Here is a 12025-nt window from a genome sequence, read left to right as displayed (position 1 = left end):
TGTATAAAGATTTATACTAAAATCTAATATATTTCGCATAAATAGTGCAACGTAATGTCGGAATATCATAATTTATTCAATGTATCTACATGCCATTTTTATAATTTGGCCAATAGATGAGGTGGATGACATATAATAAAAAACATATCACGATTAAAAATGATATTATTTTTTCTTACTTTTATAATCTTCAATGGCTGCTTTTATCGCATCTTCTGCCAAGATCGAACAGTGAATTTTTACCGGTGGTAGCGCCAACTCTTCAGCAATATCAGTATTTTTAATCGCACTCGCCTCATCTAAAGACTTACCTTTAATCCACTCTGTCACTAAAGAGCTTGATGCAATAGCACTACCACAACCATAGGTTTTAAACTTTGCATCTTCAATAATACCATTGTCATTAACCTTAATCTGTAAACGCATCACATCACCACATGCTGGTGCGCCAACCATACCACTACCAACATTTGGATCATTTTTATCAAATGAACCAACATTACGAGGATTTTCGTAATGATCGACAACTTTGTCACTATATGCCATAATTTTTCCTCGTTTAACTGTTTTTAATGGGCTGACCATTTGATTTGCGATAAATCAACACCGTCTTGGAACATCTCCCATAATGGAGATAAATCGCGTAATTTACCAATCGAATCATGTAACAACTTAATCACATAATCGACCTCTTCTTCGGTACTAAATCGACCTAACGAAAAACGAATAGAACTATGTGCTAATTCATCATTTAAACCTAGAGCGCGTAATACATAAGATGGCTCTAAACTTGCAGAAGTACAAGCAGAACCCGATGAAACGGCTAAATCCTTTAATGCCATCATTAAAGATTCACCTTCAACATAAGCGAAACTTACATTTAAAATATTTGCGACACTATGCTCCATAGAACCATTCAAATAGACTTCATCAATATCTTTTAAACCATTCCATAAACGTTGCTTTAATGCCTGTAAGCGGGCCATCTCGCTATCCATTTCTTGCTTAGCGATACGATAGGCTTCACCCATACCAACAATTTGATGTACCGGTAAAGTTCCCGAGCGCATGCCTCTTTCATGTCCGCCACCATGCATCTGTGCTTCAATACGAATACGTGGTTTACGTCTTACATATAAGCCGCCAATACCTTTAGGACCATATAATTTGTGACTAGAAAAGGACATTAAATCAACTTTCAACTTCGTTAAATCGATCGGTAATTTACCAACACTTTGTGTCGCATCGACATGAAAAACAATACCACGACTACGACATAATTCACCGATTTTTTCGATATCCTGAATAATACCGATTTCATTATTTACATGCATAATAGAAACCACAATGGTATCATCACGTATTGCTTGCTCTAGCTTCTTCAGGTCAATTAAACCATTTGTTTCTGGTGATAGATAAGTAACTTCATAGCCTTCACGTTCTAATTGACGACAAGTGTCTAATACTGCTTTATGTTCAGTTTTACAAGTAATAATATGCTTACCTTTGGCTTTGTAAAAGTGAGCCGCACCTTTAATTGCTAAGTTATCTGCTTCAGTCGCACCAGAAGTAAAGACGATCTCACGAGCATCGGCACCAATTAAATCAGCAATTTGATTACGGGCAATATCAACTGCCTCTTCAGCTTGCCAACCAAAACGATGTGAACGGGACGCTGGGTTTCCAAATATGCCATCCAGCGTTAAATATTGCATCATTTTCTCTGCTACCCGAGGATCAACGGGAGTTGTTGCAGCATAATCCATATAAATTGGAAGTTTCATTTAGCGCTCCAATAATCAATATCTCATAATCAGTTAAGGTGATTGACTCGAATGACATTATCTTGTCTATCGGCGATAGTTTTAACATCTTCACTTTTGACGAGCTCACTCAATGTAATACCCGTTAAAAAACTATCAATTCGTTCACTTAACTCATTCCATAATGAATGGGTTAAACATTTAACACCACCCTGACAACCTTCCTCGCCATGACACTTAGTCGCAGTGACAGTTTCATCCACCGCTTTCACAATCGAACTGATGGCAATTTCATTCATTTTACGACCAAGTACATAGCCTCCACCAGGACCTCTGACACTGATGACTAAGCCATTTTTTCTAAGACGCGAGAATAATTGCTCAAGATAAGACAACGAAATCGCTTGCCTTACTGATATATCCGCCAACGACACAGGACCTTTTTTTGAATGAAGTGCAACATCAAGCATTGCAGTTACTGCATAGCGACCTTTTGATGTTAATTTCATAAGTTATTTCCTTTTTGATTTTAATCGCGTATTGTATATATCCTTTTTTTTTAGTCAAGTATTTAGTTGAGTATTTTAGTCGGATATTAACAATAGCTAAAATCAATCGTATAAAAAAGGGGCACCATTAGGTGCCCCAATATACATATAGAAAATTTATCTAGTTAGCTTAAGTATTATTTATTAATACTAAATTTAGTAATTATAGTACAAATAATATAAAAAAGAATAAATACAATTAAAGCATAATAAACAGAATTAAATAATAACAATGATAAACTAAATATCTGCGGTATAAAAAAACCACCAATTGCACCAATTGCTGATATAAACCCTAAAGCTGCCGCAGTTTCTGTCATAGCATTTCTCGTGGCTAATGTTTGATTAACACCTTTTAGTGTTAATCGATCAATGACATGTTGGCGGAATATAGTTGCAATCATTTGAAATGTTGAGCCACTACCTAATCCAGCTATAAAAAACATCAATAGAAAAGCGCTATAAAAACCGACGAATGAGCCCTCAATTGATAATATATTTGGTAGAGATAAAAATACCGATATGACTAAAATAATCATTAAAATATAATTAATTAAAGTCATATAAATACCATTAAATTTATCGGCGAACACTCCACCGATTGGTCGCGCCAGCACTCCAATCAAAGGTCCCCAAAAAGCCAAATAGGTTATATTGATTTCGGGAAAGAGTGTGTTAGATAACATCGCAAAGGCGGCGGAAAAACCGATAAAAGATCCAAATGTAGCTAAATATGGCAAACTTAATACCCACATCATTTTATCTTTCAATACCACCGATTGCAATTTAAACGATGCTTTTATGCTAGGTAAGTCATTCATTTTCCATAATGCTATTGCCGAAAAAACAATCAGTATCGGTACCCAAATTAACGCCGCATTCTGCAACCAAATTTTTTGACCATTTGCCAATAATATCCATTTTTCATCAAACATAGGTAAAAAGATAATAAAAGATGTGACTAATTGAATGACGCTAACTCCTAAACTACCCAATCCACCATTTAAACCAAGTGCCGCGCCTAAGTGTGCTTTAGGGTAAAAGAAACTGATATTTGCCATACTTGAAGCATAATTAGCACCACCCAAACCACATAACAGCGCAATTAACACAAACTCGCTGTAAGACGTAGTCGGATTTTTAATCGCATATCCGAGCCATAGACAAGGAATAATCAAAATAAAGGTACTAAATGCGGTCCAAAATCGGCCACCAAAAATTGGAATAACAAATGAATAAGGTACCCGAAGAATTGCCCCAGAAATAGATGGAATAGCCGTTAATAAAAATAATTGCGTATTAGAAAAATGGAATCCAATTGCGTTTAAATGAATAGTAATAATACTAAATAGCATCCAAACACAAAAACTGAGTAATAAGCAACAAATTGAAATTTTTAAATTACGATTTGCAATTTTTTTACCCGTTCTTTCCCAAAACCAATCATCTTCTGGATACCATTGTTGTATTGTATGCAAAGTATAACTCATCATCTATCCCTCTACCATTTCGCTAAAAGATTAATCACCAACACCTTGATTGGAATTAAAAATAGTATAAAGGATTTGCAATAAATGTAAATTATATCAATGGGTTACAATTTTTTAACTGGGGATTTAATCGCATATTAAGAAATTACTTTCTTATTTTTTCTAATAATCGATACAAACTTTATTTATTAGATTTTTCGCTGAAAAATCATTTTTTTATAGGACTTAGTCGGATAAAGAAAACATTAACCCATTACTTTAAATCATTTAATAACAAACCATATGATGGTTAAGTACTCTATTTGCCTACAAATTTGATAATGATTTTAATAACCTATTTTAAAAATTAATATCAAAAAAATTTCAAGAAACTTTTATTAATTAATTTATAACCTATTAATTTTATTGTTGATAATTATCGATATGTTTAAATTATTTACTTTGTCTACAGCTTGACTGATTGCTCATATTTTACGCTATAAGCAATTATGGGATAACAAAACTACAGCGAGTTTATAACCATAAAACACGTTTAAATATGTTCTATCGAAAAGGAATACTGACATTACTTAATAGTGAAAATTCTTTTTTACCTGTGAATATTTTAAAAGCACTTTTATTAAGTAAAAAAGAATGTCTACCACCAAATAAAAAAGGCTCAATTCACTTGAGCCATATAAAATTATTATTCTATGATTAAAAACTGTAAGAAATATACTCTCTTGCCGTTACTATATAATAATAACATTTCTTAAACTAACTAAAATTTATGCTTCGTTATTACTTTTCTTTGGTTTCACGGTATAGTTATATATTACAAGCAAAGCAAAAATTGCCACAATAATCCCCATAATGATATCTTTATTGAACCATTCAGCCATATAACCGATAATAATACCAACACCGCAGAAATCAACATCAGAAAATGTAGTCGTATTGCCAAAACCGATAGAACCTAATACGGGTAATAGCAAAACAGGTAAAAATGTGACCAATAAACCATTAACAAATCCACCAAGCATTGCCCCTCGACGCCCGCCCATCGCATTCCCAAATACGCCAGCCGTTGCACCACAAAAGAAATGCGGAACTACCCCAGGTAAAATAAGTGATAATTTTAGTTGCCCTAAGACAAATAATCCAACCAAACCACCGAGAAAACTAAACATAAAACCAATCAATACGGCATTTGGCGCATAAGGAAATACAACCGGGCAATCCAAAGCAGGTTTAGCATTTGGCACTAATTTTTCAGAAAATCCAGTGAAAGCCGGCACAATTTCCGCAAGAATTAAACGTACGCCTTGTAGAATGATAAAGACACCCGCAGCAAAAGTAATTGCCTGAATAATAGAATAAACTAAATAGTTATCGCCGTGACTGAGTTTAGTATTTATATATTCAGGTCCAGCGCAAATTGCCAAAATCAAGTAGATGACCATCATGGTTAATGATATCGAAATCGAGCTATCACGTAAAAAACTCAAGTTTTTAGGGAGATTCATTTCTTCTGTCGAACGCGATCCTTTACCGACTAATTGTCCTAACCACCCAGCTATGACATAACCTAATGTACCGAAATGACCAAAAGCAACATCATCATTACCCGTAATTTTACGCATTTGAGATTGTGCTAGCGCTGGAAAGAAAGCCATTATTAAACCAAGTACTAAAGCTCCAGTAAAGACTAACTGCCAATCTGTAAAACCGGCTACGGTCAAAATAATACTAATCATACAAGCCATATAAAAAGTATGATGACCAGTTAGAAAAATGAATTTTAAACGAGTGAAGCGGGCTACCACAATATTGGCTACCATTCCAAATGCCATGATCAATGCAGTTGTCACACCATATTCTTTCATAGCCATTGATACTATCGCTTCATTATTCGGAACAAAACCTTTTAAATTAAAAGCATGTTCAAACATTTCACCTAGCGGTGTAATTGAGTTAACGACGACACCAGCACCACCTCCTAACACCAAAAAACCGAGAATCGTTTTAACTGTTCCTTTAACTGTATCGGCAAATGATTTACGTTGCGCTATTAGTCCGATCATCGCAATAATCCCAACTAATACCGCGGGTACTTTTAAAATATCAACGATAAATTTCACGACTTCTTGAATCATAGCAACACCTCATAAATTTGATTATTGCTTAGCAAAATGTTCAACAAGCTTAGCTTCCAACTCGTTGATATCAATAATATTGTTCAAAACGACTAATTTATCTGCGGGAATACCCGAACTTGCAGCTAAATCTTTAGTCATGATAAATAAATCAGCCTGATCAGGTGTTGCCGATGCAAGATCTGCATGAGTAACTTCAGCATCAATCGCTAACTTTTTCAAAACTTTTTTAGTATTCATTTCAACCATAAAACTACTACCAAGACCAGAACCACAAACTGCCATAATTTTCATAGTGTTTATCCTTTTACCTATAACTATAAGTGTTAATAACGATTAATTACTGCCAAGACTTGCTCTCGGTCTTGTGCCTTAAATATTGTTTCGATGTCCTTGGATTCAGCGAATAATGCGGCTAATTGAGTTAACATATCAACATGACTAGAACTATCATTCGCTGCTAATAAAGTGATTAAGTAAACAGGATCATTCTCCGACGAATTAAATTTTACCCCTTTTTTCACTAACAACATGGATAACCCAAGTCGATTAACGCCTTGTTCTGGTCTAGCATGTGGCATTGCAATACCGGGTGCTAATACATAATACGGACCAATTGTTTCGTGCAATTGAAAAATTGCTTCGATATAAGCTGGTGTAATAGCATTATTTTCTAATAATGGTGATGCACAAAGCCTAATGGCTTGTTTCCAATCATCTACTGACTCAACAACATTTACCGTTTGTTGCGTTAACCATTTTGCTAGCATTTTTCCTCCAATAAAGCCATTATTGTGATTTTCTATTAAAAAGTTAGCATACTATGTAACAATAAAAATTAAAGAATATAAAAATTGTGATAGCGCTATCAAAAAATAATTAAATTTTTAACAATTCTGTGATACAGATAACATCTTTATATATTGAAAAGAAAATAAGAATGGTTACAGTCTAAGATAACATTATTGATTATTATTTCAAAAATTGACTTACCATATGTCAAAGCATTAATTTATATTCATGTCATTTAGCAATGAGTTATAGTCAAAATATATTATTAGTTTTGCTGCAATAGGAAAAAAAATGCAAGATACGAAGAAACGTCGCAACACTGGACAAATTACATTATTTGATGTGGCCAAATATGCTGGCGTGGGCACCATGACCGTATCAAGGGCATTACGTACACCAGAGCGAGTTTCTGATAAATTGCGCAAGAAAATACAAACAGCTATAGATGATTTAGGTTATAAACCGAACGTTGTGGCAAGCTTATTAGCGTCGGCATCTGCCAATCGATTAATTGCAGTCGTCACCACTAAAATTTGTGACCATTCAACGAAAATTTTACTTAATTCGTTACAAACAAGTTTAGCTAAAGATGGTTACACCACCTTAATTATTGAAACATATCACTATCATAAAAACGAAGCACAATTAATCAATGCACTGTACAGTCAGAATCTTGCCGCTATTGTATTATTCTATGTAGAAAACCCAACTATAATTGAAAAAATTGTTCACCGTAAAACATTACCGATAATAAACATCGGTATTCAATCTTACTCTTGTATCAATATCAATATTCAACCTGATGATAGTTTAGCAATGTTAATGTTAACAGAATACGTTATCAAACAAGGTTATCGACATATTGGATTATTGTGTGCTAATCAACAGTATCATCTTTTTCAACAACGATTGCATGGTTGGCATCGAGCAATGTTAGCTCATCATCTACCTACGCATAGAATTATCAATGCAGCTAAACCAGCTAGCTTTGCCACTGGAAGTGAATTGCTACCAGAAATGCTTTTAAATTGGCCCGAACTTGACGCTTTAATTTGTACTACTGACGAATTAGCAGGTGGAGTACTTAACGAATGCCATCGCCGCCATATTCGAGTCCCTTATCAATTGGCTGTATGTGGGTTTGGTGACAGTGAATTTAGTCAAGTCTGTGTCCCTCCATTAACAACTGTAGCGTTACCTGCTGAGCTAATGGGTCAACACACAGCAACACTTTTATTAAAACAGATTTGCCCTGATATTGATGATACTGAAACAGACTTATCATTTTTAATCCCCATTATCAAAACTAGAGCTAGCTTATAATATTGGCTCATTTCCTAAAATTAAGCACGATTGTCATTTGCTAATTTTAATAAAGATTGGCTTTCTTTTATAAATCGTTGAGCATAATCACCGAACCATTCGGTAACCTGATTAAAATGCTTGATAAACTGCTGCTTATCACCCTGATCAATTAATTGTACCATTTCACCAAATCGTTGATAGTAATGTTTAATTAACTCAATATTTTGCTCAGATGACATTATGATATCCGCATAAAGCTGTGGATCTTGTGCAAATAACCGCCCAACCATCATCAACTCTAAACGATAAATCGGTGAAGATAATGCAATAAGTTGCTCCAAATTAGCCTGTTCTTGCTGTAAATTTACACCATATGTAAATGAAGTAAAATGACGTAATGCTTGAATAAATGACATGCATTTATCATGTTCGCTAGCAGTAATAGGATAAAGAATTGCCCCCCAAATTTTCATCTGTTCAATCAGCCATTGATATTTTTCAACCTGCCGTCCGTCACAATAGACAATAACTTGCTTTGCTAAATTAGGCACATCAGGACCGAACATAGGGTGCAACCCGACAACAGGACCGCGATGTTTATTTAACATAGTTTGTAATGGGATTTGTTTTATTGAAGTAAAATCCGTTAAGATACAATCATGTGGTAGTTCCGGTAATTGATTAATTATTTCAACTGTTTTATTAATTGGTACAGTAATAATCACTACTGCTGCATCAGCGACCATTTCTGTAGCTTGATGCATATTTTTTGAACCCAATATTTTTACATAATAACCTGACAGTGTGAATAAACGAGTAAAAAGCCTGCCCATTTGCCCATTACCACCAACGATTACTACAGATCCCTGACCACTATAAACCTTCTTAAAACCTTTATCATTTTCACTAATGTACGATTCCCGCATAAGACGTCGAAGAATATCCTCAATTAAATTAGGCGGAATACCTGCCTGTTCAGCTTCATAACGTCGTTTTGCTAGCATTGTAGATTCGCGTTTGGGATCATAAATCGGTAGACCATGCAAGCTTTTTACTTCCCCGACTTGTGCAACTAATTCCAGTCGCTTGGCAATTAAAGATAAAATTGCTTGATCGATTTCATCAATCTTATCACGTAAACTGTTTAATTCTACCGACATAAAAACCCCAAATACGTTTTAATAATATGTTATTGTATTAAGAATACTGCAAAATGCATTAACGTTAACTCCATTCCTTTACCAATTTATCAAAATAAGATATTCTTTTTTTACCATAACTATATAAATATTTATTAAGCAATTAAGATAAAAGATTGCGTAACTACCTAGCATAAATTCGAAACCAAAGACCATTAAGAATCCCACAATCCAAGTCTCTACATTCAATCTTAGTTAGTCTTCGTGGGTTACTATCTTAATTTTTTAGTCAAACCAATAAATACAGTCATAACCTATTAGATTAAACCTAGTACATAAATAACCTAATGTGAAATAAAACTTTAATTTCTCATCTGCCTAAAACTCTAATATTAATTTAATCCACTTAACAGTATAACGGATTTTTGCTAGCATGATGAATAACTTTAGTCATTCATTTTTTTATCTATGAAATTTATTTCGTTTAACATTAACAGCCTAAGAGCAAGAATTCATCAACTTGAAGCTATTATCAATAAATATCAACCCGACGTAATCGGCTTACAAGAAACCAAAGTTCATAATGAGCTGTTTCCAATTGCAGAGCTAGAACATTTAGGCTATCACATGTATTACCATGGTCAAAAAAGTCATTATGGTGTTGCGTTATTAACCAAACAAGTAGCAAATACCGTACGTTATGGATTACCGACCGATACCGACGATGCACAATGCCGCTTAATTGAAATCAAAATACCCAGTAAGCTCGGTGAAATTACAATTATTAATGGTTACTTTCCTCAAGGAGATAACCGAGAACACCCGATTAAATTTCCTGCTAAACAGAAATTTTACCAAGATTTATTTGATTATTTGCAGACGGCTGCCCTTAATCAACAATTAACCATTATCATGGGTGATATGAATATTAGTCCGACCGATTTAGATATAGGCTTGTCAGAAGAGAGTAAAAAACGTTGGTTAAAAACGGGTAAATGTTCATTTTTACCAGAGGAACGCCAATGGATGGCGCAAATTTTTCAACTTGGCTTTGTCGATACTTTCCGCTCGCAAAATCCACTGAATAAACAATATTCATGGTTCGATTACCGCTCTCGTGGCTTTGATACTAATACGGGACTAAGAATTGATTTGATATTAGCCAGTCAGCAGTTAACACAATACTGTATCAATACAGGCATTGATCTTGAAATTCGGGGTATGGATAAACCCTCTGACCACGCACCAATTTGGGCTGAGTTTGACTGTTGATTTGTATTTATAAAGTGATTATAACCAATGTTTTATAGAACTAAAAACTAAGTTAACAAACGTCTATAAACGTATCACTTATCAAGATATGAGTTAATGAGATTGTATAAAAAAAGCAATGTATAAAATTAATGACTGCGTTCCCAAAACCGTAATAGCATTAATTTATAAAATATTTTAATTAATCAAACAAAAAGGTTTGCTGATAAAGGGTATTTATGTTAGGTAATAGTGCAATTTTGTCTGTTAAAGACCTCAATCAAATGGTCAAAGATTTACTAACCGATAGTATCGGTCAAATTTGGTTAATCGGCGAAATATCTAACTTTTCTAAACCGACATCAGGTCATTGGTATTTTACATTAAAAGATGAGGCAGCACAGGTTCGATGTGCTATGTTTCGAAATAGCAACTTTCGAACTGGATTCACCCCACACAATGGTCAACAAGTTTTGGTCAGTGCATCAGTAACACTTTATGAAGCAAGAGGTGAATATCAGTTAGTCATCGATAAATTACAACTAGCTGGAGCTGGTTTACTCCAACAGCGATTTGAACAGCTCAAACAGAAATTACAACAAGAAGGGTTATTTGAAATCTCTCACAAGCAACCGATTCCTAAAAATATTCAAACTGTGGGTATAGTAACCTCTTCAACCGGTGCAGCTTTACATGATATTTGCCAAATTCTTAACCGTCGTGATCCAAGTTTAGCGATTATAATTTACCCATCTCTAGTACAAGGCGACGGTGCTGCGGCTCAAATTGCAAGAATGATTGAAATAGCCAATCAACGACATGAATGTGATGTGTTAATAGTTGGTCGTGGAGGAGGATCATTGGAAGATTTATGGCCATTTAATGAAGAGGTTGTTGCCAGAGCCATTTTTAATAGTCAATTACCCATTATTAGCGCTGTTGGTCATGAAATCGATTTCACTATTGCCGATTTTGTTGCCGATTTACGAGCAGCTACGCCATCTGCTGCTGCAGAATTGATTAGTCGTGATAAACATGATCAAATGAAAGATTTGAAAGTGCTAGAGCAACATCTTGCCATGGCAATTGATCATGTACTGCTAATAAAAAATCAACACTTACAAACCATACGTCACCGATTACAAACCCAACATCCACAAGTTAAGCTTGTAAAACAACAGACACTATTGCTGGCTCAACGTCAAGCGCTACATCTAGCTATAAAGCAAACGTTGCTAAGTCATAGTAATAAACTAAATCATTTAACTCAAAATATACAACGATTAACACCCAAGTATCATATTGAACGTTATCAGCAAACAATTTCTCAAAAAAAACAGCAATTACTTACCAATATTAACTTACAGCTACAAAATGCTAAACATCAATTTGTTATTCAAACCTCACAATTGAATATGGTTAGTCCATTAGCAACATTAGAACGTGGTTATTCTATTACCACTGACTATCAGCAACATGTTATTACGAGTACCAATAATATTAAAGTAGGTGAAACAATCACTACAAAGCTATTGTCAGGAAAAATTATCAGCACTGTGACTAACATCAAAGACAGCTAATACAAAAATAGACCTAACGCCA

Annotated in this window: 11 protein-coding genes; 3 read left to right on the top strand and 8 right to left on the bottom strand. The window is 34.5% G+C overall.

Translation table 11 applies throughout. The features are described 5' to 3' along the window. Positions 1-165: 165 nt before the first annotated feature. The 7 genes from iscU to JMI89_RS03815 all read right to left on the bottom strand — a co-directional run bounded on the left by iscU (position 166) and on the right by JMI89_RS03815 (position 6706). Complete coding sequence (gene iscU / locus JMI89_RS03845) at positions 166-546, bottom strand: Fe-S cluster assembly scaffold IscU (protein ID WP_187754242.1); 381 nt, start codon at positions 544-546, stop codon at positions 166-168. A gap of 23 nt (positions 547-569) precedes the next feature. After that, positions 570-1784, bottom strand: a complete 1215-nt coding sequence (locus JMI89_RS03840; RefSeq protein WP_187754241.1) for an IscS subfamily cysteine desulfurase — start codon at positions 1782-1784, stop codon at positions 570-572. Between the two features lie 29 nt (positions 1785-1813). After that, positions 1814-2272 (bottom strand): Fe-S cluster assembly transcriptional regulator IscR, encoded by a 459-nt coding sequence (gene iscR, locus JMI89_RS03835; RefSeq protein WP_187754240.1) that lies wholly within the window; start codon positions 2270-2272, stop codon positions 1814-1816. Positions 2273-2448: 176 nt separating this feature from the next. Continuing rightward, a complete protein-coding gene (locus JMI89_RS03830) occupies positions 2449-3801 on the bottom strand; it encodes an MFS transporter (RefSeq protein WP_255562848.1) in 1353 nt (450 codons plus the stop codon). A gap of 767 nt (positions 3802-4568) precedes the next feature. Then, complete coding sequence (locus JMI89_RS03825; protein WP_220679379.1) at positions 4569-5936, bottom strand: PTS ascorbate transporter subunit IIC; 1368 nt, start codon at positions 5934-5936, stop codon at positions 4569-4571. 21 nt (positions 5937-5957) lie between these two features. After that, positions 5958-6230 (bottom strand): PTS sugar transporter subunit IIB, encoded by a 273-nt coding sequence (locus JMI89_RS03820; RefSeq protein WP_187754237.1) that lies wholly within the window; start codon positions 6228-6230, stop codon positions 5958-5960. A 32-nt stretch (positions 6231-6262) separates the two neighbouring features. Continuing rightward, the gene (locus tag JMI89_RS03815; RefSeq protein WP_187754236.1) at positions 6263-6706 is read right to left on the bottom strand and encodes a PTS sugar transporter subunit IIA; all 444 of its coding nucleotides are present in this window, start codon (positions 6704-6706) and stop codon (positions 6263-6265) included. A 313-nt stretch (positions 6707-7019) separates the two neighbouring features. Here JMI89_RS03815 and JMI89_RS03810 point away from each other — a divergent pair, with 313 nt between their 5' ends. Then, positions 7020-8051: a LacI family DNA-binding transcriptional regulator gene (locus tag JMI89_RS03810; RefSeq protein ID WP_220679378.1), complete on the top strand. Its 1032-nt coding sequence runs from the start codon at positions 7020-7022 to the stop codon at positions 8049-8051. 20 nt (positions 8052-8071) lie between these two features. On the opposite strand, the gene tyrA is transcribed toward JMI89_RS03810, so the two are convergent. Then, positions 8072-9193: a bifunctional chorismate mutase/prephenate dehydrogenase gene (gene tyrA / locus JMI89_RS03805; protein WP_187754234.1), complete on the bottom strand. Its 1122-nt coding sequence runs from the start codon at positions 9191-9193 to the stop codon at positions 8072-8074. Positions 9194-9640: 447 nt separating this feature from the next. Between tyrA and xthA the strand changes: the two genes are divergently transcribed. Together xthA and xseA are read left to right on the top strand one after the other, a co-directional pair. Further along, positions 9641-10444: an exodeoxyribonuclease III gene (gene xthA, locus JMI89_RS03800; protein WP_220679377.1), complete on the top strand. Its 804-nt coding sequence runs from the start codon at positions 9641-9643 to the stop codon at positions 10442-10444. Positions 10445-10662: 218 nt separating this feature from the next. After that, the gene (gene xseA, locus JMI89_RS03795) at positions 10663-12003 is read left to right on the top strand and encodes an exodeoxyribonuclease VII large subunit (protein ID WP_220679376.1); all 1341 of its coding nucleotides are present in this window, start codon (positions 10663-10665) and stop codon (positions 12001-12003) included. Positions 12004-12025: the final 22 nt, after the last annotated feature.

The organism is Frischella sp. Ac48 (genome assembly GCF_019641635.1).
GTDB lineage: Bacteria > Pseudomonadota > Gammaproteobacteria > Enterobacterales > Orbaceae > Frischella > Frischella japonica.
Note: the sequence above shows the minus strand (reverse complement) of the source record. Positions and strands in the feature narration are given on the sequence as shown.